Source organism: Pseudomonas sp. CFBP 5748 (assembly GCF_053850495.1).
Window position 1 is genome coordinate 680,257 of record NZ_JBSPTN010000001.1, and the last position, 19,873, is coordinate 700,129.

A 19,873-nucleotide genomic window follows, 5' to 3' on the forward strand; every position below is an offset into this window, starting at 1 on the left:
TCACTACGGCAGGTCGAACCCTTCGACCGCCGAACTTCACTGAGCGGCCGGATCGGGCAACGCAGTGCGGCTGCCGAATTTATTCAGCACGCACAGATAGACCACGCCTGCGGCAATCCAGATCAGGCCGAGCTTCTGCGCATCCACGCCCATGTTGTACATGATGGCCGCGACGATCACGAAGCCGACCAGCGGGCAGATCAGATGGCGAATCACCTGGCCGGAGCGCTGGCGGCGCCAGTAATGGTTGATCACGGTGATGTGCAGCAACATGAAGCCGCTCAGGGCGCCGAAGTTGACCAGGGAGGTCAGGGTGTCCACGGCATTGATAAACAGGTAGCAGATCAATAGCGACAGCACGGCGACCAGATAAATGCTCAGGTACGGGGTGTTGTGTTTCGGATGGACCTTGGCCAGCACCTTGGGCAACTTGCCGTCCCGGGCCATGCCGAACAACAGCCGCGACACCGCCGCTTGCGAGGTGATCGCCACCGCCACGCCCCAGGCCAGCGCCGTGGCGACAGCGGTCAAGGTTGCCAGCCAGCTGCCGGCCGCCAGTTCGGCGATTTCATAGAATGCGGTGTCAGCTGACTTGAAGCCCATGCCGGCCGCCAGGTCAGTGGCGATCCAGGTCTGCACCACGAAAATCGCCCCCATCACCAGCAAGGTCACCAACGCTGCCTTGCCGACGCTGCGGCCCGGGTCGCCCTTGATTTCTTCGGCCAGGGTGGAAATGGCGTCGAACCCCAAAAACGACAACACGGCGATGGACACGGCTTGCATCAGCAGGGCGAAGTTGAAGTGTTCCGGGCTGTACAGCGGCGCCAGGGTCAGTTGGCCGTTACCGCCGCCGCTGTGCAGGGCATTCCAGGCGTAGAACAGGAAAATCCCCAGTACCACCAGTTGTGCCAGCAGGAAAATAATGTTCATCCGTGCGGTGAAGGTGATGCCCCGCAGGTTGACGAAGGTCGCACTTACCAGGAACGCGAGGATGAAACCGACCTTGGGAATGTCCGGGTACAGATGATTCAACGCCATGGCGGCGTAGACATACAGCAGCGGCGGGATCAGCAGGTAGTCCAGCAGCATCAGCCAGCCCGCGATGAACCCGACGTGTGGGTTGAGGCCTCGTTGTGCGTAGGAATAGACGGAACCGGCCACCGGAAAAGCCCGGGCCATGCTGCCGTAGCTCAACGCGGTGAACAGCATCGCCACCATGCCGATGATATACGCCAGCGGCACCATCCCCGGGGCCTCGGCGTTCACGTAGCCATACACGCCAAACGGGGCGATGGGGATCATGAAAATCATCCCGTACACCACCAGGTCCGTCAGTGACAGGCTGCGCTTCAATTCCTGTTTGTAGCCAAATGCCTCGATACTCATGAGCCGTTCTCCTTCTCAGCTGTGTGTGGGTGTGCTCTTGCTTGTCGCTTGCCGCTCAAACCTCGCCGCTGCGTTCCTACAACAACGGGGCCAGGTAAGCGCTCCAGGTTCGCACCGCGTCGGGGCTGCGCAGCAGGTCGTTGCGCACTTCGATCAACACCGAATCCAGGCCGCGTCCATCGCCGTGCACCGGGACCGTCATGTCGGTCAGAGGGTTGATCTTGTAGGGCTGGTTGCCCGCCGCGCGCAGCGAATGCCGGCCCAGCCCGTCGACGATGCGTTGGGCGTAATCCTTGGCTTCGCCGAACAGTACGCCGGCTTCCAGCGCGCGCGGTTGGCCGTAGAACACCGGTGTAAAACTGTGGATGCCCACTACCCGCACCAACCGGTCGGCGGCCAGGCGCTGGTCGATCAACGCCCGCAGCCGATCATGGAACGGGTGGAACAGGCGCTGCTGGCGATAGGCACGAGTGGCCTCGTCCAGGGAATGGTTGCCCGGGACCTGGTAGATCTCGCTCTGGGCCGGAATGCTATCGGACACGTGAAGCGGGCGGTTCAGGTCGATCAATAACCGTGAATAATTGGCCGACAGCAAGGTCGCGCCCAACGTTTCGGCCAGGCGTTCGGCCAGGGCCAGGGCGCCGATGTCCCAGGCGATGTGCTCCTGGGCGGCTGTTTCATCCAGGCCCAGGTCATTCAGGGCTTCGGGCATGAAGCGGCTGGCGTGTTCGCACACCAGCAGCACCGGGTGCTCGGAGTCTTCCCGGAGCAGCCGGTAGGCCGGTCCGGTGTAGAGGCCTGATTCAGCACACTCAATAGATTCGCGCATAGTGCTCACAACGCTCGGCAGGTGACAGCGCCTGGGTCAAGGCCAGCTCCTGGGCCTTCAAGGCGAAGTAGGTTTCAACCAGCGGGGCGGGCAGGGCTTCGAGCAGCGCCCCACTGTGGCGCAGGCAATCCAGCGCCTGGGTCAGGGTTGTTGGCAGAGCGATAATGCCACGGGCGCGACGTTGTTCTTCATTCAACTCATCGGGTATTTCATCGGTGACAGCGTTCAGCGCCAGCCGTTGCTCGATGCCCAGGCGTCCGGCGACCAACAGTGCTGCCATCGCCAGATGTGGCGAGGCGGTGGCGTCCATGGCACGAAATTCCAGGTTGTACTGGTTCGCCACGGGTTTACCGCCCAGGCTCACGGTCGGGCAGATGCGCAGCGCCGCTTCGCGGTTGCGCTGTCCCAGGCAGGCGTAGGACGCGCTCCAGTGATGGGGTTGCAGGCGTTCGTAGGACAGCGGTGTTGGGGCGGTCAGCGCGCACAGCGCCGGCAGATAGTGCAGCACCCCCGCGGCCCAGTGTTGGCCGAGGCTGGACAAGCCGTTGCTGCTCGCGGCGTCATGGAGCACGGGGTCGCCGCTCAGGTCTTGCAGGCTCAGGTGCAGGTGCACACCGTTGCACACGGCATTCTCTGCGGTCTTGGGGGCGAAGCTTAAGCCCAAGCCCATTTGCCGGGCGATCTCGCGGCTGATTTCCCGCACGTTCACCGCACGGTCGGCAGCGGCCACGCCGAGGGTCGGGCGGCAGGTGATTTCGTATTGGTGCTTGCCGTATTCGGGCAGGAACATTTCCGGCTCGACACCGCCGGCCCGCAGGGCACTGAGCAGCCAACCGGCGAACCCGGCCTGCTGGCGCTGGGCCTGGAGGCTGAAGGCCAGGCGGTCGGGTTGGGACGGCGTGGTATTGAGGTTGAACTCATGCTCGAACGCAGCGAACACCTGCAAGCCGAGTTCGGTGCGATAACGCTCCACTTCGTCATGCAGCAGCGTGCGCGGGCAGGCGCCCCACGGTCGGCCATCGGTTTCCCGGATGTCGCAGTGGATGAAATCCAGGACGGGGGCCTGGGCGTCGGGGCCGTTGCTGATGGTCACCCGGCTGGACAGGTCCGGCACCAGCCGCAAGTCGCCATAGGCGCCCCAGGGGTTGGCCGAAGCGATGATGTCCTGGGGCGTCAGCGCGCTATTGGCCGGCACCCAGCCACAACCGGCGGTGACGTAGTGGGGCAGCTCATCGCTGGGAAACGAACGCCCGCGGGTCACGCCGATCAGGTCGGTGCTTACCAGCGTCGTGATGGGTAACGGTGCCAGGGGCGCGGCGGTATCGAGGCGGCTCACGGCTGCATCTCCTGCAAACGCCCGAGCACGGTGTCGGTATCGGCGATCCAGCAGTAGCCCTTGATCGCGTTCAGGCACGCCAGATGCCGTTGTTCGGTGTACGTGGCGCAGGCATCTTCCACCAGCGTGACCAGGTAGCCGCGGTCGGCGGCGTCACGCACGGCCATATCGACGCATTGGTCGGTGACGATGCCGGCGATGATCAGGTGGCGGGTCTGCAGGTTGCGCAGCACGTAGTCGATGTTGGTGGAATTGAAGACCCCCGAGGAGGTCTTGGGCAGCACGATTTCGTTTTCCAGCGGCGCCAGCTCGGCAATGATCTGCGCCTCGGGGCTGCCCTTGGGCAGGTGCATGTCCGACAGCTTGTGATCCAGGGAGCGGTCACGGCCATCGGCGGTGAGGCTTTCGATGTGAGTGTGCAACACGTTGTGCCGGGCCGCGCGCAGCGCGTTGAGCAGGCGTTGCTGGTTGGGAATCACCTGCTGGCGCGCCCGACGGATGAAATATTCGGCCTCGGCGGTGTTCAGATGGGCATCGAATTGCGGTTCCAGCCAGGCGCGTTGCATGTCCACCAGCAGCAACGCCGTGTGGTCGTGAGTGAACGGCAAATCCCGAGGCGAGCGGTGGGGGAGCGAGAACATCCTTATTTTTCCTCCAACAGGTGCGTGCTGAATTCCGCGCGCAAGGCGTCGATACCCTCCAGGCGCTCGGCCAAGTCAGGGCATTGCAGGGTCATGCAGGCGATCAGCGCTTCGACCTGGGCCAGCGCCGGCACCAGGCTGTCGAAGGCTGAGACCGATTCCACCGGAGCGCTGATGATCAGGTCGGCCAGCTCTCGCAATGGCGAGGCATAGACGTCGCTGAACAATACGACCCGGGCGTGGCGAGCCTTGGCCGCGCTGGCCACACGCAGGGCCTGGGCCTGGTAGCGGCGATAATCGAAGATCAGCACCACGTCCTGGCGCTGCACGTCGAACAGTCGGTCGGGCAACTGGGCGTTGTCTTCCAGGGCAAAACAGCCTGCCCGCAACAGGCGCAAGTGGTTGAGCAGGTAGTGGGCAAGAAAGCTGCTGAAGCGCCCACCAAAGCAATGCACCTGGTGGCGGCTGTCGATCAGCCACTGCACGAGAATGCGCACGTCTTCGGGTTGGGTCAGGGCCTGGGTGTCGTTGAGGGTGCGTTGGCTGGCCGCAAGGTACTGGCTCCAGGTATCGCCTTGCGGCAATTTGGCCCGCGGTTGCAACAGCGTGCGAGGCGAGCGCAGGCGGTGGTCCATGTCACTGAGCAGCGCATCCTGGAATTCGGCGTAACCGCCAAATCCGAGCTTTTTTACCAGCCGCACGATGGTCGGGTCGCTGACGCCGGCATGGTCCGCCAGACGCGACATCGGGCCCAGGCCGTTGCGTGGATAGTGATCGAGCAGGGCGCGTACGACCTTGCGTTCCGACGGCGTCAAAACCAGGCCGGGATCGGTGATCAGGTCTCTGAGAGGCGGCATCCGTGCTCCTTGCCTGGATGGGGTGTTGGATTTCTTTCATAACTCCTGAAAATAGTATTTATGTAGCTGGTGCTACATGTCCAGTGGTTTTTACGTTCTGTTTAAAATGTTCAATGATGGTACGAAACCCCTGTAGGACTTGGGCTTAGTTGTCTGGAGTGGATATGTCAGTCGGCGCTTCAGTTGGTGTCAGATAAAACGCCTTTTTGTCTCAGTTATTTGATTTCATATAAGGTGCTGTACAAGAAAAGGACTAGTCTCCCGCCCACCGATTGCCTGAGTATCCCGCGTGCAAGCAACCCGTCTGACCCTGATTTGCCACGCCCGCACCGTTGCCCAGAAACAGGCGCGCTTTGGCCTGGAAGAGCCGCTGGATGCTGGCTGGCTGGCGCAGCGTCCAGAGGCCGGCCACGGCTATCGAAATGTCCGGCAACTGCTCTGCGGGCCAGAACTGCGCACTCGCCAGACGGCTGCGTTGTTCGGCGCAGAGCCCCAGGTCGTCCAGGCCCTGGCCGATTGCGATTTGGGGCGCTGGCGCGGTTTGTCCATCGACGAGGTGTTCACGACTGAACCGCAACAACTGCAAGCCTGGCTCGACGATCCTGAGGCGGCCCCCCATGGCGGCGAATCCGTTGCCCGGTTGTGTCGCCGTGTCGGCGACTGGTTGACCAGCCTGCAAGACAAGCCGGGACATCTGCTGGCCGTCACCCACCCATTCGTGATCCGTGCGGCCCTGATGAATGTATTGCACTGCCCGGCAACCACGTTCCACCGGATCGACATCGAACCGCTGTCGGCCATGGAGTTGCGTTTCAACGGGGTGTGGCGATTGCGCGCCCAGGAGTCGCAGGCATGAAGACGTTATCTGTCATCGGCATCGGCGCCGGCGATCCGGACTACCTGACGATGCAGGCGGTGAAAGCCTTGAATCGGGTGGACGTGTTTTTCCTCATGGATAAAGGGCCCGCCAAGAGCAAACTGATGGATTTGCGCCGCGAAATCTGTCAGCGCTACATCGTTGATCGCACTTACCGTTTCGTCGAAGCCTACAGCCCCGAACGCCAACGCGGCGAGTTGGACTACGCCGCCAGCGTCGAAGAGCTGAACCGAGCGAAGCAGGCCACTTTCGAACGGTTGATCAATGACGAACTGTCCGATGGCGAGTGCGCTGGTTTTCTGGTGTGGGGTGATCCGGCGTTGTACGACAGCACCGTGCGCATCCTGCAGGCGATTGTCGATGCCGGCCGCTGCGCCTTTGAGTTCGAGGTGATTCCTGGCATCACCAGTGTCCAGGCCCTTGCCGCCCGGCACAAGGTGGCGCTGAACGACATTGGCGGTTCGCTGGAAATCACCACTGGCCGCCGATTGGCGGCGGGGCAGGTGGGCGATGCTTCAAGCGTGGTGGTAATGCTCGATGCCGAAGATGCGTATCGCCAGGTGAGCGACCCGGATACGCACATTTACTGGGGCGCCTATGTCGGCACACCGGATGAAATCCTCATTGCTGGCCGGCTGGGGGATGTGGTCGATGACATCGAAGCCACCCGCAAGGCCGCGCGGCAGGCGAATGGGTGGATCATGGATAGTTATTTGCTGCGTAAACCCTGACTGATGACTTAAACCGAACCGTGGCGAGGGAGCTTGCTCCCTCGCCACGGGGTGTGAAGTTGCCAGGTGTCTTTGCATTTTCACCCCCGCCCAAACCGCTCCCGATACACCGACGGCGCCAACCCCACTACGCTGCGAAACGCCACGCGAAAGCTTTCCACCGAGCGGTAGCCACACAACTGCGCAATGTTGTCGGTGTTGTCTTCAGTGCTCTCCAGTAATTCGCGAGCCCTGGCCAGGCGTTCATGTTGCAGCCAGGCCTTGGGCGACAGGCCGCAGGCTTGGGTGAAGTGGCGCAAAAAGGTCCGTTCGCTCATGGCCGCCTGGCTGGCCAGTTCGCGTACGCCAAGGGGTTTGTGCAGGCGTTCGCGGGCCCATTGCATGACGCTCGACAGATCGCTGCGTGGCGTTCGGCTGACCGGCGACGGAATGAACTGCGCCTGGCCGCCCGTGCGTTGCGGTGACATCACCAGCCGGCGCGCCACGCTGTTGGCGACCTGGACGCCATAATCCCGTGCTACCAGATGCAAGCAGGCATCGATGCCTGCGGCGCTGCCGGCCGAGGTGATGACTTGTCCTGAATCCACATACAACACGTGCGGGTCTACCCGGATGGCGGGAAAGCTATCCGCCAGTTCGTCGGTGTAGCGCCAGTGGGTCGTGGCCCCCAGCCCATCCAGCAGCCCGGCGGCCGCCAGGACGAAGGCCCCGGAGCAGATCGACAGCAGGCGCGCGCCTCGGCCATGGGCGCGGCGCAGTGCCTCGAGCAAGGCCGGAGGCGGTGGCTCGTTGCGGCTACGCCAACCTGGCACGACAATGGTTCGAGCCGTTTCGAGCAACTCCATGCCGCCATCGGCCAATACCTGGAAGCCGCCCATGGCGCGCATTGGGCCGTCATCGACGGCGACGATGCGATGCTGGTACCAGGGGAAATCGAATTCGGGCCGCTCCAATCCGAAGATCTCGACGGCAACGCCGAATTCGAACGTGCATAAGCCGTCATAAGCGAGGATCGCGACCAGGCCGGGAGTAGGCTGCATTTGGCGGAAAATTCCCACAGAGTGTCTTGTGCGCCACTGTAGCGGTAAGCGGCGGACGGATAAAGTCTGCTCACGCCCTCATCTACCTTGGAGTACACCCCGATGACCAGTCTGGTTCGCGAAGTGCCTGCTGCCCCGTCCGAGATCGCCCTGCAGCATTTTAGTCGGCGTCTGACATTCGAAACCGATTGTTCCGACGTTCACGCCAGCCAACAGGCTGGCGAACTCGATTTTGTGCTGGTGGATGTGCGTGGGCCCTTGGCTTATGAGCGCGGGCATGTGCCTGGGGCGATCAACCTGGCGACCCGTACGCTTACCGCCCAGGCGCTGGAGGCCTATCCCAAGAGCACGTTGTTCGTGGTGTATTGTGCAGGCCCGCACTGCAATGGCGCGAACAAGGCGGCGGTCCGTCTGGCGACCTTGGGTTACCCGGTCAAGGAAATGATCGGTGGCGTCATGGGTTGGCTCGATGAAGGCTTTCGCCTGACCGGCCTGGTGGAGCGCATGGCGGATGAGGCGATCAGCTGCGATTGCTGATTCTCTTCTGTAACCAGGCTTTTGTGGCGAGGGAGCAAGCTCCCTCGCCACAGGGGTTTACCTGTCAGGTTTTTCGCAAATCACTTGTCCTTGGGAAAGCCTGTTTATTTTCATAACTATTTGTCGCCTCAACACAATTTCCCTCCTGGGTGCCCCTCTAGACTCCCGGCCACTTCGGTTTTTACTGACTGAACGCTGCCTACGAATCTGCCAATAATCGTTAATAAAATCCCTGCGCACTCAGGAGCAAAAATGAACAAACTAGCCATGTTCGGTGCCCTGGCACTGTCCGTATTGTCCCTGTCGGCCGTGGCCGAAGAGGCCAAGCCGATCCGTCTCGGGATCGAAGCCGGTTACCCACCTTTTTCGATGAAAACCCCAGACGGCAAACTGGCCGGCTTCGATGTCGATATCGGCGATGCGCTCTGTGCGCAGATGAAGGTCAAGTGCACCTGGGTCGAGCAGGAATTCGATGGCCTGATTCCGGCACTGAAAGTGAAGAAAATCGACGCGATCCTGTCGTCCATGACCATCACCGACGATCGCAAGAAAAACGTCGATTTCACCATCAAGTACTACCACACCCCGGCGCGTTTCGTGATGAAGGAGGGCGCCGACGTCAAGGACCCGCTGACCGAACTCAAGGGCAAGAAAGTCGGTGTGCTGCGGGCCAGTACCCACGACCGTTTCGCCACTGAAGTGCTGGTGCCGGCGGGCATCAACCTGGTGCGTTATGGTTCCCAGCAGGAAGCCAACCTGGACATGGTCGCCGGTCGCCTCGACGCCATGCTGGCCGACTCGGTCAACCTTGACGAAGGCTTCCTGAAAACCGACGCCGGCAAGGGCTTCGCCTTCGTCGGCCCGACCTACGAAGACCCGAAATATTTCGGTGGCGGCGCCGGCATTGCGGTGCGCAAGGGTGATCAGGCCCTGGCCGATAAATTCAACGCCGCCATCACCGAAATCCGCGCCAACGGCACGTACAAGAAGGTGCAGGACAAATACTTCGCCTTTGACGTCTACGGGCATTAATCGCTGACGCCAAGGTGGCCCGCCGTTGACCCGGCCGGCCACCTTTTTCATGGGCGATTGTTTTACCCTGCGCCTATCGAGATACCGCCATCCGGAGAGTTCATGCAACGCATCGACCATACCCTGCCATGGAGCCACCTGGGCACCGAGCGCCGGCTCAGTGTGTTTCGTTTTGGCCATGGCCCGCGCAAGGCCTATATCCAGGCCAGCCTCCACGCCGATGAGTTGCCGGGCATGCGCACCGCCTGGGAACTGAAGCAGCGGCTCAACGACCTCGAGGCCCAGGGCTTGCTCAAGGGCGTGATCGAGCTGGTGCCGGTGGCCAACCCCATTGGCCTGGACCAACACCTGCAAAGCGCCCACATGGGACGTTTCGAGTTGGGCAGCGGCAAGAACTTCAACCGCGCCTTCGTCGAACTCAGTACCCCGGTGGCGCAACGCATTGGTGATCGCCTGGGTGACGACCCGGCCGCCAATATCACCCTGATTCGCCAGACCATGGCCCAGGTCCTTGATGATCTGCCAGCACCGCCTTCACAACTCGAAGGGCTGCACCGTCTGTTGCTCAAGCATGCCTGCGACGCTGATGTGACCCTGGATCTGCATTGCGATTTCGAGGCGGCTATCCACTTGTATGCCTTGCCGCAACACTGGCCACAGTGGCGCTCCCTGGCAGCACGGCTGAAAGCCGGTGTCGCGTTGCTGTGCGAAGATTCCGGCGGCAGTTCGTTTGACGAGTCGTGTTCCACGCCCTGGTTGCGCCTGGCCAAGACCTTTCCCGAGGCGGCGATCCCGCTGGCCAACCTGGCGACAACGCTGGAGCTGGGCAGCATGGGCGACACCCGGGTAGAGCAAGCCCAGGCCAATTGCGAAGCGATTCTCGGATTCCTCGCTGAGCAGGGCTTCATCAGTGGCGATTGGCCGTGCGCACCCACTCAATGCTGCGAAGGTTTTCCGTTCGAAGGCACTGAGTATCTGTTCGCGCCGCACCATGGTGTCGTGAGTTTCCTGCGCGAAGCGGGGGAATGGGTGGAGCAGGGCGATCCGTTGTTCGAAGTGGTCGATCCGCTCAGCGACCGCGTCACCACCGTCCGGGCCGGCACCCCTGGCGTGTTGTTCGCCCTGGACCGTGGGCGCTACACCCAACCGGGAATCTGGCAGGCGAAAGTCGCCGGGCGTGAACCGATTCGGAGCGGGAAATTGAGCAACGACTGATAAGTGCTGTCTACCTCAGCGCACGGTCTTTGCCGTGCGGCTATCGAACGATGGAGGAAGATTGATGTTTAAAGCGCTCGCCCTGTTTCTATTGCTGATCTCGTCCGGGTTGCAGGCCCAACCCTCGCTGCACACCGACTTGCCGCTCAACTACCTGGCCCAGGTCGATGAGCAAGCTAAAAACCGACCGCTGGTGATCTTCCTGCATGGTTCCGGCAGCAACGAGCAGGACTTGTTCGACCTCAAGGACGAGTTGCCCCGGCACTACAACTACCTCTCGGTGCGGGCCCCGAAGACCATGGAGCAGGGAAGTTACCAGTGGTTTGCCAAGCAGGGCGAGGGGGCCTATGACGGCGACCCCGCGGACCTGAAGGCCAGCGGCCAGTTGCTGCTGGATTTCATCGAGAAAGCCCGCACCAAATACTCGACCGACGCGAGCAAGGTTTACTTGGTGGGCTTTAGCCAGGGCGCGATGATGAGCTACGAAATAGCCCTGCGACACCCCGAAGCCGTGGGCGGCATTGCTGCGATGGGGGGGCGGGTCCTGTCGGTGCTACGCAGCGAGCTGACACCCAACGAGGCACGTCGGGCACTGGCGGTGTTCATCGGCCATGGCACGGTAGATCCGGTCATTCCCTACCACGACGGCACCGAGGCCAACACATTCCTCAAGACCCTGGCGCTGGAACCGGAATTCCATGCCTACCTGGGCCTTGGCCATAACATCAGTGCGCAGGAGGTGCAGGATCTACGGGCCTGGCTGGAGCGACTCAATCCCTAGGCTGCGTTGGATGTGCCGCCGTCATCGCGAGCAAGCTCGGCTCCCACAGGTTCCGGGGGGCTTACTGACCGCTGGCGATCTGTTTCACCAATGCCTCATGACCGGCCTTGTCACTGGCCCGGGAGATGACCTGTACCACCGCCATGCGGGTGCCGGAGGCACCTATCAACGTGGTGTCGAGGGTTGGTCCGCCGCCCTGGGTGGCGCTGGTGTCGAGCTGGCGCAGACCCAGGCCGGTGCCTTTTTGGGTCAGGCTTTTTTCGCCCAGGATCTTGGCATCCGGCAGGGCCTTGGTTTTCTGAACGGCGAAGTCAGCGAAGGTGGTATCGAGAAAGGCATTGTCGTTGTCCTTCACATTCGTGCCGTTGACGATGGTGTTTTCAGCCGCGATCACCACGGTTTTACGGGTGGCATTGCTGTACATCGTGCCCGTTGCCCCGGCTGTGCCCTGGGCGACTTCACCGGCGGGCAGCGATGTCGCGGTGAAGCCCTTGGGCAAGGTGAAGACGAACTTGCCGCCCAGCATCGAAACCTTCTGCGCCGGCGCATCGCCGGTGGTTTTCGGCTGGGCCGCATGGGCCGGCGCCATGATCAGGCTGGCGATGGCCGTCAGCAACAGGGCGGTGGCGTGTTTACTCAGCAATGACATGAAACTCTCCACGGATGGTCGCGCTTGGACGCCGATCATCCCATGGGCATGGCATCTGACTCCAGCATGGAGGCGGACGGGGCGGTCATTTTGCTGGCGGCGGCGTGGTGGCGGGGGTGATCGCCACGGGGGCCGCGGTGCGCACCAGCAAGCGGCGGGTCACGCCGAGCATGGTCACCGATACCGCGATGCCCAGGATGAAGGCCGGCATGCCGAATAACGGCAGGGCGACGGCCACGGTCAGGCAGAAGGCGGCGAAGCAGTACATGCCGGTGGCTGTGGCCCGCAGCAGCGCCCCAGTGAAGGCCGGCCCCCGGGTTTGCTGGGAGAATACGGCCATGACGCTGCCCAGCACCGGAAAGACGGCCAGCAGTCCACTCCAGCGTTCGCCGACGGTGCTGGCCAGCAAGGTCACTGTCAGGGTCAACAGCGCGCCGGCGATCATGCGCAGCAGCAGTTTGTCAGACTTGGGCGCCGGGCCGTTCATGACTGGCCGGACTGCCGGGAACAGATAAGGCGCCGCCACGAGGGCGACCATGGCGATCAGGCTGGACAATGGCAGCGAAGCGGGTAACCGGGACAGCACCAGCGCCACCAAGGCCCAGACGCCTAGGGCGACGGCCAGTGCCCAGGGCCAGGTGCGATGCTGGGCAACCCGGGCGTACACCACGCAGAAAGCAATCATCGCAAACATAGCCGCCAGCGCCGCAGTCGCCGATTGCGCGGCGAACACCTCGCCTTGCTCCAGGGCCAGGAACAGCAAAATGGGCCCCACCACCACCGGTAATCCCGACAGCCAACCGGCCACGCTCGGTCCCCAACGCCTGCCCGCCAGCGAAATCAACAGCAGGAAAGCGGGAATCACCAGCAGTTTGAGCAACAGCACGCGATCAACCTTGTCGGAGGGGAGTCGTCACGTTAGCACCTCCACGCCCAGGTCATCCACCCGCAGCCTGACCGAACGTATGGCTGACCTCGGCCCTACCGTGCGCGCCGGAACCGTGGAGGTGCTGGTGGCGGTCAATGAACCTGGTCCAGTTGACTGAGCACCACACTGCGGTCAGCGATCCCAGTAGGGCACTTCGCCAAAACATTCCAGGAAGAAATCGATCACCGTGCGGACCTTCACGGATAGGCGTCGGCTGCCGGGCCAGAGGATGGCGATCTGTTGGGGTTCGAGGCTGTTGGAGGCCTGGTAATCCTGCAGTACCGGGACCAGCGTGCCGTTGCGCAGCGCTTCGCCGATCAGCCAGGACGGAAACATCACCAACCCCAGGCCTTGTTCGGCGGCCTGGGTCAAGGTGTCGGCGTGGTTGCCGGTGATCGGGCCTTTGACGCTGTAGGGTGTCCAGGCCTGGCCCGGACGGCGGAAGAACCAGCGCTGCTGGCCGGTCACGCCTTTGTAGGCCAGGCATTGATGAGCCGCCAGATCCTGGGGTTTGAGCGGCGCGCCGTGGCGAGCCAGGTAAGCGGGGCTGGCCGCGATCTGGAAACGGTGGGGGGCGAGGACCCGCGCCTGCATGCCTGAGTCATGCAACGGGCCGATGCGAAACAGCAGGTCGGCGCCTTCTTGCAGTGGGTCGACATAACTGTCGGTCTGCTGGATCTCCAGTTGCAGCTTCGGGTAGCGCTCGCACAACTGTCCCAGCCACGGCGTCAGGTGGCGCTGGCCGAATACCACCGGGGCGTTGATCCGTACCAGCCCGGAGGGCTCGCTGTGTTGTTCCTGCAAGGCTTGTTCGGCTTCTTCCAATTGCACCAGTAGCAGCCGCGCGTGGTGACCCAGCAGGCGTCCGGCTTCGGTGGGGGACACGGCGCGGGTGTGGCGATAAAGCAACTGCTGGTTCAGGGCCTGCTCCATCAGTTGGATCTGTCGGGAAATCGATGACGGAGCCAGGCCTTCGCGCCGTGCCACCTCCGAGAAACTGCCGTGATCGAGCACCGCGACAAACAAGCGAAGCGCCTTGAAGCCAAGTTCATTGAGGCCGTGCATGGGGGCGGCTGTCCTGTGCGTATTACGCAAAAGTGTTGTCGGGAAACTCCCATTTATCGCACAGAGGCACCAGCCGATAATACCGGCCATCCTTTTCCAGACAGGTTATGACTATGCAGGTTTCCTCATTGAACGAGGCCGGCCCGGTGACGGTGGCCACCCCACCGCGGTCGTTCTTGCGTTGGCTATTGCTGCCCCTGGTGATCCTGGCCGGTATGGGCTTGTCGGTCGAGGCCGGCCTGCTGGGGCCGCTCGGGGGCCAGGTCGGGCATTTGTGGGCCACCCTGAGCATTTTTGGCGTCGGCTCGGCGATTCTCTTCCTGCTGTTACTGCTCAGCGGTCGGCAACAAGGCCCGGCCTTGAATGAGCTGCCGCGTTGGCAACTGATCGGCGGTTTCCTGGGGCCCGTCTACGTGGTGGTGCTGACGCTTGCCACACCCCACATCGGCATCGCCATGACCATGGTCGCGATCCTTTCCGGCCAGGTGGGCAAAAGTGTGTTGATCGACCATTTCGGCTGGTTCGGTGCGAGCCGCAAGCGGGTCAACGGCGAACGTTGGCTGGCGTTGGCACTGATAGTCGTGGCCCTTGTCCTGATTGCCCGAGGTTGAATATGAGTCTGTTTATTTTATTGCTGGTGGTCGTCGCTGCGGGTGCGGTGTTGAGCGTGCAGGCGGCTATCAACGGCCGCCTGGGCCAGACGGTCGGTGTGCTGCGCAGCAGCCTGCTGACGTTTACGGTGGGCACTGTGACCACCGGGTTGCTGATCGTGTTTTTCGAACCGGCCCACGCTGTCACTTTGCTGGATGTGCCGAAATGGCAGCTCAGCGGTGCGTTGTTCGGTGTCGTCTACATGATGGTGATGGTCGGTGCGGTGCCGCGGGTGGGGACTGGCGTGGCCACGGTGGCGGTGATCGTCGGGCAATTGGGCATGGGCATGTTGATCGACAACTTCGGCTGGCTGGGCAACCCGGCCATCGAGTTGTCCAGTAGCCGGGTCCTGGCCATGGCCTGCCTGGCGCTGGCGCTGGTGTTCATGTATCGCAGCAATGCGCAGCAGGCCTGAAGGTCTCAGTTGCTTTCGACGTTCAGTCGCAGGCTGCCATCGTCCAGGCGCTCGGTGCTTCGGACGATGCCACTGGTTTGCCGGCCTTCGGCGCTGAATACTACGATCTGGGCTTTATCCAGGTCGTCCGGCATCGGTGGGCGTACGTGCAGTACGAACCATGGCGGTTCGGCGTCGTCGAAGCGTTTGACGTCGAATTGGCAAGTGGCATTTTGGGTCTGGTGCCCGAGCAGCGCGTCCAGGCCGTAATAGAAGTGAGTGCTGTCGGCAGCAAGGGGCATGTGCATCGGCGGTCTCCTGGGGACGCTCGGTGGATGTTCAAGTGATCCTGCCTGGAATGGAAAATTCCATCGGGTGAGCTATAGAAATTAGCTCACCACCCCTGCACATTTCCTGTGACGTGGGCTTCGATAGATCACAAAGCAGGCACTCCGTCTTTCCACACCGACCAGTTTTTCACGATGTCCTGCACCACCGGGTTGCCGGTGCGGAAGAGGTTTTCCAGTGCAGGAACGAACGCGCCCTGGTCAGCGTATTTGAGCAGGTTGTCCACTTCGTTGCCGCCGGGTTCGGGACGGTCGAAGTCCGAGCCGGCCCGCAGCACGGCCAGCCGGTTGATATCCACCCGACCTTCGCGGCTGGCTCGCAGCAAGGCCTCGTAGGTGGAATTGTCCTCCTGTTGGGTGGTGCAGTAGACGCCTTTGTTATCCGTGAGCAGGCGGGTCCAGACTTCGGCGCGTTCGCTCAGGCGCGTACCGGAGAACCAGGTGTTGCCGGCCAGGGTGTCACAGCGGGTTACCACCGGTGGCTGGTTGGCCGGTGCATACGGATATTTCAAGCGCCAGGCGGCTGACTCCTTGCTTTCAGCCAAGGCCACTTTCTGGCTGAGCGCAAATGCCTTGGCTTGCAGCGCCGGGTTGAGTTCGAAGACTTCGGTCTTGTAGTCCAGCGGCGGCTTCTCATTCGGCCCCTTGGTGTTGATGCCCAGGTAGCCGGTGGGCCATTCCTTGGGTATATCTCGCGAATCCAATTCCCACTGGGTACCGAACTCCACCAGGTAATGGGCCCAGGCCGTCGTACCGAGGGTGCCGTGGTGCGGGTTGATCCCGGCGATCCCGGCCACCAGGAAATAGCTTTTGCGCAGGTCGACGGTTGGCGAGAGCGCCAGGGCCAGTGTCGAGGCTGCGGCGTTGGTCTGGCCCATGCCGGTGATCAGCAGGCAGACCCGCTCGGTATTGCAGCGGATAGTCGGATAGTCGGCGGACAGCCCTGGTATGCGGATCTCATTCTTGAGCTGCAGGCGTTCGATCCAATTCTGCGCCTCGGGAGCAAACATTGTGATCAGCATGACTTTGGGTTGAAGCGGCACTGTGGCCCCGGCGGTCGAGCAGAACAGGGCCAGGCCGATTGAAGTAAGCAGGCGGTTGGTCATGAGTCGTTACCTCCATGGATTTAAAAAGGGGCGAGCAGGGGTTCAGAATTGATAGCCGACACCCGCGTAGTATCCCCACCCATCTGAGCGGGCGCGGAAGTTGCCGTCGCCAAAGTTAAGTTCACTGCCGTCCTGCCAGTTGCCGCCGTTGTGAAAGTAACGGCCCACCAGCGTGAAGCGCAGGTGCGTGAAGGAGTACAGCAAGACGTTGGTCGCGACCGTGGCGTTGGCCGTGCGAGCCGGGTTGTCTTTATGCAGGTCAGAACCGAAATCGAAGTTGGTGAAGCCGATGTACGTCAGCGAAGCACCGTTGCTGAACTGGCTGATGGGCACGATGTACTTGAGTTGGGCGCGGTAGCCGTCCCAGGAATACTCATTGCTGGCGCCGTAGTTTTCCCACTGATACCGCCCGTAGAAGTTGGCCGACAGATTGACCCGCGAATGGGTGTCGATATCGGTGCCCAGGCCGCTGTACAAGGTATTGGCGCGATTGGCGGAGTTGCTGCCGTGATCGTAGATCCAGTCGAACGCCACATACCATTCCTTGAACGGCCCGACGGCCAGGCTGCGGCCCGCCAGGTAGTCGATGGAAATGCGTGGTTCGTGCTCCATGAACACCGGCGAGCCGTGGTCCCACACCCCTTTGTCGTGGCTGTTGCCGATGTTGAAGATCTTCGGGATGTCGATGTAGCCATACAACTCGAACGGCCCCTTGCGCCCGAAATACTCATATTCCAGGTAGACATCGTCGGCCGGTTGCGGGCCGAAACTGATGTCCTTGCTGCCGATGATCGTCAGGTCCTGGTTGTACCAGTCCGACAGATAGGCACCTTTTTTCGAGGGGGTGGCGTCAGGGCTGAGGGCTTCGCCCTGGGCGGACGCATCGGTTGTCTGGGCTTGGGTCGTGGGGCTGAGTAGTGCGGTAACGGCGGTCAGTAGCAGGGCGCCTGCAAATACGCCAGGCGCGGCGCAACACCGGGAAGTGAAATGCATGGAAAGTCCTTGTTCGTGCAGGCCGAAGCCTGTGTTCCGTGATTGAAAAAGTACCCGACCTGGAGAATTCGATCGATTGCGCAAACGTTTGCAGTTCTCATACCAGTTTTTCGTACTTGCTTGAAAAATAGGGGGTTGAGGCTTTTTTCCTGTCCTTTTGATCAGGTGGCGCGCACCGGATGTTCACGTTGTTGCGCGAAGGGGCACCAAAGGGTGGCAGGGTGTGTGGCGGGCACCCATCGTGCCGTGGCACTGGGCGACTGGCGTTGCTGGTAGACTCGGTCAACTTGACTGACAAGAGGTATGCCCATGAGCGAGCCGATTCGCCTGACGCAGTACAGCCACGGCGCCGGTTGCGGCTGCAAGATTTCGCCCCAGGTGCTGGAAGTGATTCTGGCCGGCAGCGGCGCGCAGAACCTTGACCCGAAGCTGTGGGTCGGCAATGCCTCCCGTGACGATGCAGCGGTATACGCCATCGATGAGGAGCGCGGGGTGGTCTCGACCACCGACTTTTTCATGCCGATTGTCGATGATCCTTTCGATTTCGGCCGCATCGCCGCCACCAATGCCATCAGCGACATCTACGCCATGGGCGGTGACCCGCTGATGGCGATTGCGATTCTCGGCTGGCCGGTCAATGTCCTGGCTCCGGAGATTGCCCGGGAGGTGATACGCGGCGGTCGTTCGGTGTGCGACGAGGCGGGCATTCCCCTGGCCGGCGGGCATTCGATTGATACGCCTGAGCCGATTTTCGGCCTGGCGGTCACCGGTCTGGTGCAAAAGCGCCACATGAAACGCAACGACACCGCCACCGCGGGCTGCCGCTTGTACCTGACCAAGCCCCTGGGCATCGGCATCCTCACCACCGCAGAAAAGAAAGGCAAACTGCGCGCCGCCGACGTTGGCCTCGCCCGTGACTGGATGTGCACCCTCAACAAACCCGGCAGTCGCTTCGGCAAGCTCGACGGCGTGACAGCGATGACCGATGTCACCGGTTTTGGCCTGCTCGGGCACCTGGTGGAAATGGCCGACGGCAGCCAGCTGACGGCGCGAATCCACTACGACGCGGTGCCGCGCCTGCCGGGCGTCGAGTACTACCTGGACCTGGGCTGTATGCCGGGCGGCACGTTGCGCAACTACGACAGCTACGCCAGCAAGGTTGGTCGGCTTCAGGAACTGCACAAGCGCGTGCTGTGCGACCCACAGACCAGTGGTGGCCTGCTGATCGCTGTCACGGCGCAAGGCGAGGCGGAGTTCCTTGCGGTTGCCGCTGAACTGGGCCTCACACTGGAGCCGATTGGCGAACTGGTCGAGCGACAGACCTACGCGGTCGAGGTGTCTTGATGGCCAATGACATCACCGATTACCGCGACATCTTCCTCAATGACCGGCCGATGATGGACACCCGCGCGCCGATTGAATTTCTCAAGGGCGCCTTCCCTGGCGTGGTCAATCTGCCGCTGATGACCGACAGCGAACGGCAACGCGTCGGCACCTGCTACAAACAGCAGGGTCAACAAGCAGCCATCGTCCTGGGGCATCAACTGGTGTCCGGCGAGACCAAGGCGCAACGCATTCAGGCCTGGAGCGAGTTCGCCCAAACCCATCCGGACGGCGTGCTGTATTGCTTTCGCGGTGGCTTGCGTTCACAGATCGTCCAGCAATGGCTCAAGGACGAAGCGGGCATCGACTACCCCAGGGTCGGTGGCGGCTACAAGGCCATGCGCACATTCTTGCTGGACACCGTCGAGCAGGCGGCCAGTCAATGTGACCTGGTGTTGTTGGGTGGCATGACCGGTACCGGCAAGACCGAAGTGCTGATCCAGTTGGGCAATAGCCTGGACCTGGAAGGCCATGCCAATCATCGCGGCTCGAGCTTCGGCAAACGCGCCACCGGGCAGCCTTCCAACATCGATTTCGAGAACTGCCTGGCGGTGGACGTGCTGAAAAAGCGCGCCGCTGGTATCGAGCAATTTGTACTCGAAGATGAAAGCCGCATGGTCGGCAGCTGCGCCTTGCCGCTGCCGTTGTTCCAGCGCATGCAGCAGGTGCCGGTGGTCTGGCTAGAAGACAGCCTGGAGCGGCGGGTGGAGCGGATCCTGCGCGATTACGTCATCAACCTGTGCGCCGAGTTCATTGCCGTGCATGGCGAGGAAGGCTTCTCGCTGTTTTCCGAGCGATTGCTGGCGAGCCTGGACAACATCCACAAGCGCCTGGGTGGCGATCGTCATCGGCGCCTGATGGACATCATGGAAGCCGCCCTGGCCGAGCAGGCCCATAGCGGCGCCGTCGACTTGCATCGTGGCTGGATCGAAGGCTTGCTGAGCGAATATTACGACCCGATGTATGTGTTCCAGCGGGAAAAGAAGGAGTCGCGAATCGAGTTTGCCGGGGAGCGGGCGGCGGTGTTGGAGTATTTGCGAGAGCGAGCGGGACGGGGAGGGTGATAGCCCAGGATCCGAATCAATGTGGGAGCGA

General features: G+C 62.0%; 22 protein-coding genes. 10 read left to right on the forward strand and 12 right to left on the reverse strand.

Annotated elements, in window-relative coordinates; translation table 11 throughout:
• Window positions 1-36: 36 nt before the first annotated feature.
• From ACWNZ1_RS03110 to ACWNZ1_RS03130, 5 genes are all read right to left on the reverse strand, one after another.
• Window positions 37-1,386, reverse strand: coding sequence for an APC family permease (locus ACWNZ1_RS03110; RefSeq protein ID WP_135844621.1), 1,350 nt, complete (start codon window positions 1,384-1,386; stop codon window positions 37-39).
• Window positions 1,387-1,462: 76 nt separating this feature from the next.
• Window positions 1,463-2,215, reverse strand: coding sequence for an N-formylglutamate amidohydrolase (locus ACWNZ1_RS03115; RefSeq protein WP_135844622.1), 753 nt, complete (start codon window positions 2,213-2,215; stop codon window positions 1,463-1,465).
• Window positions 2,199-3,551: a type I glutamate--ammonia ligase gene (locus ACWNZ1_RS03120; RefSeq protein ID WP_256452508.1), complete on the reverse strand. Its 1,353-nt coding sequence runs from the start codon at window positions 3,549-3,551 to the stop codon at window positions 2,199-2,201. The genes ACWNZ1_RS03115 and ACWNZ1_RS03120 overlap by 17 nt, the downstream gene beginning before the upstream one ends.
• Window positions 3,548-4,192 carry an isochorismatase family cysteine hydrolase gene (locus tag ACWNZ1_RS03125; protein WP_135844624.1) on the reverse strand — a complete coding sequence of 215 codons (645 nt, stop codon included), beginning with the start codon at window positions 4,190-4,192 and terminating at the stop codon, window positions 3,548-3,550. The genes ACWNZ1_RS03120 and ACWNZ1_RS03125 overlap by 4 nt, the downstream gene beginning before the upstream one ends.
• 2 nt (window positions 4,193-4,194) lie before the next feature.
• The gene (locus ACWNZ1_RS03130; protein ID WP_135844625.1) at window positions 4,195-5,049 is read right to left on the reverse strand and encodes a MurR/RpiR family transcriptional regulator; all 855 of its coding nucleotides are present in this window, start codon (window positions 5,047-5,049) and stop codon (window positions 4,195-4,197) included.
• 289 nt (window positions 5,050-5,338) lie between these two features.
• Between ACWNZ1_RS03130 and ACWNZ1_RS03135 the strand changes: the two genes are divergently transcribed.
• The gene (locus tag ACWNZ1_RS03135) at window positions 5,339-5,905 is read left to right on the forward strand and encodes a histidine phosphatase family protein (RefSeq protein ID WP_256452509.1); all 567 of its coding nucleotides are present in this window, start codon (window positions 5,339-5,341) and stop codon (window positions 5,903-5,905) included.
• Entirely contained in the window at window positions 5,902-6,657 is a 756-nt protein-coding gene (gene cobF / locus ACWNZ1_RS03140; protein WP_456027339.1) for a precorrin-6A synthase (deacetylating), read from the forward strand. Before ACWNZ1_RS03135 ends, cobF begins: the two co-directional genes overlap by 4 nt.
• An 80-nt stretch (window positions 6,658-6,737) precedes the next feature.
• Here cobF and ftrA read toward each other — a convergent pair whose 3' ends face one another.
• Window positions 6,738-7,697 carry a transcriptional regulator FtrA gene (ftrA, locus tag ACWNZ1_RS03145; protein WP_135844628.1) on the reverse strand — a complete coding sequence of 320 codons (960 nt, stop codon included), beginning with the start codon at window positions 7,695-7,697 and terminating at the stop codon, window positions 6,738-6,740.
• Window positions 7,698-7,799: 102 nt separating this feature from the next.
• Between ftrA and ACWNZ1_RS03150 the strand changes: the two genes are divergently transcribed.
• The 4 genes from ACWNZ1_RS03150 (at window position 7,800) to ACWNZ1_RS03165 (ending at window position 11,262) form a co-directional block, all read left to right on the forward strand.
• The gene (locus ACWNZ1_RS03150) at window positions 7,800-8,234 is read left to right on the forward strand and encodes a rhodanese-like domain-containing protein (RefSeq protein ID WP_135844629.1); all 435 of its coding nucleotides are present in this window, start codon (window positions 7,800-7,802) and stop codon (window positions 8,232-8,234) included.
• Window positions 8,235-8,486: 252 nt separating this feature from the next.
• Window positions 8,487-9,266 carry an ABC transporter substrate-binding protein gene (locus tag ACWNZ1_RS03155; protein WP_135844630.1) on the forward strand — a complete coding sequence of 260 codons (780 nt, stop codon included), beginning with the start codon at window positions 8,487-8,489 and terminating at the stop codon, window positions 9,264-9,266.
• A gap of 102 nt (window positions 9,267-9,368) precedes the next feature.
• A complete protein-coding gene (locus ACWNZ1_RS03160) occupies window positions 9,369-10,481 on the forward strand; it encodes a M14 family metallopeptidase (RefSeq protein WP_135844631.1) in 1,113 nt (370 codons plus the stop codon).
• Between the two features lie 64 nt (window positions 10,482-10,545).
• Window positions 10,546-11,262: an alpha/beta hydrolase gene (locus tag ACWNZ1_RS03165; protein ID WP_256452510.1), complete on the forward strand. Its 717-nt coding sequence runs from the start codon at window positions 10,546-10,548 to the stop codon at window positions 11,260-11,262.
• A gap of 61 nt (window positions 11,263-11,323) precedes the next feature.
• Here the strand turns inward: ACWNZ1_RS03165 and ACWNZ1_RS03170 are convergent, their stop codons facing one another.
• From ACWNZ1_RS03170 to ACWNZ1_RS03180, 3 genes are all read right to left on the reverse strand, one after another.
• On the reverse strand, window positions 11,324-11,911 hold the full coding sequence (locus ACWNZ1_RS03170; RefSeq protein ID WP_135844633.1) for a DcrB/PsbP domain-containing protein: 588 nt from the start codon (window positions 11,909-11,911) through the stop codon (window positions 11,324-11,326).
• 85 nt (window positions 11,912-11,996) lie between these two features.
• Entirely contained in the window at window positions 11,997-12,797 is an 801-nt protein-coding gene (locus tag ACWNZ1_RS03175; protein WP_265072875.1) for a hypothetical protein, read from the reverse strand.
• 174 nt (window positions 12,798-12,971) lie between these two features.
• Window positions 12,972-13,904, reverse strand: coding sequence for a LysR family transcriptional regulator (locus tag ACWNZ1_RS03180; RefSeq protein ID WP_135844635.1), 933 nt, complete (start codon window positions 13,902-13,904; stop codon window positions 12,972-12,974).
• A 113-nt stretch (window positions 13,905-14,017) separates the two neighbouring features.
• Here ACWNZ1_RS03180 and ACWNZ1_RS03185 point away from each other — a divergent pair, with 113 nt between their 5' ends.
• Entirely contained in the window at window positions 14,018-14,515 is a 498-nt protein-coding gene (locus ACWNZ1_RS03185) for a DMT family transporter (protein ID WP_256452512.1), read from the forward strand.
• A 2-nt stretch (window positions 14,516-14,517) separates the two neighbouring features.
• Window positions 14,518-14,970, forward strand: a complete 453-nt coding sequence (locus tag ACWNZ1_RS03190) for a DMT family transporter (protein WP_135844637.1) — start codon at window positions 14,518-14,520, stop codon at window positions 14,968-14,970.
• 5 nt (window positions 14,971-14,975) lie between these two features.
• On the opposite strand, the gene ACWNZ1_RS03195 is transcribed toward ACWNZ1_RS03190, so the two are convergent.
• The 3 genes from ACWNZ1_RS03195 to ACWNZ1_RS03205 form a co-directional block, all read right to left on the reverse strand.
• Window positions 14,976-15,257, reverse strand: coding sequence for a hypothetical protein (locus ACWNZ1_RS03195; RefSeq protein ID WP_135844638.1), 282 nt, complete (start codon window positions 15,255-15,257; stop codon window positions 14,976-14,978).
• A 128-nt stretch (window positions 15,258-15,385) separates the two neighbouring features.
• Window positions 15,386-16,402, reverse strand: a complete 1,017-nt coding sequence (locus tag ACWNZ1_RS03200; protein ID WP_256452513.1) for a purine-nucleoside phosphorylase — start codon at window positions 16,400-16,402, stop codon at window positions 15,386-15,388.
• A gap of 42 nt (window positions 16,403-16,444) precedes the next feature.
• Window positions 16,445-17,395 (reverse strand): nucleoside-specific channel-forming protein Tsx, encoded by a 951-nt coding sequence (locus tag ACWNZ1_RS03205; protein WP_256452514.1) that lies wholly within the window; start codon window positions 17,393-17,395, stop codon window positions 16,445-16,447.
• 309 nt (window positions 17,396-17,704) lie between these two features.
• On the opposite strand from ACWNZ1_RS03205, the gene selD reads away from it, so the two are divergent.
• Complete coding sequence (gene selD, locus ACWNZ1_RS03210; protein WP_256452515.1) at window positions 17,705-18,739, forward strand: selenide, water dikinase SelD; 1,035 nt, start codon at window positions 17,705-17,707, stop codon at window positions 18,737-18,739.
• A complete protein-coding gene (gene mnmH, locus ACWNZ1_RS03215) occupies window positions 18,739-19,842 on the forward strand; it encodes a tRNA 2-selenouridine(34) synthase MnmH (RefSeq protein WP_256452516.1) in 1,104 nt (367 codons plus the stop codon). The genes selD and mnmH overlap by 1 nt, the downstream gene beginning before the upstream one ends.
• Window positions 19,843-19,873 lie beyond the last annotated feature (31 nt).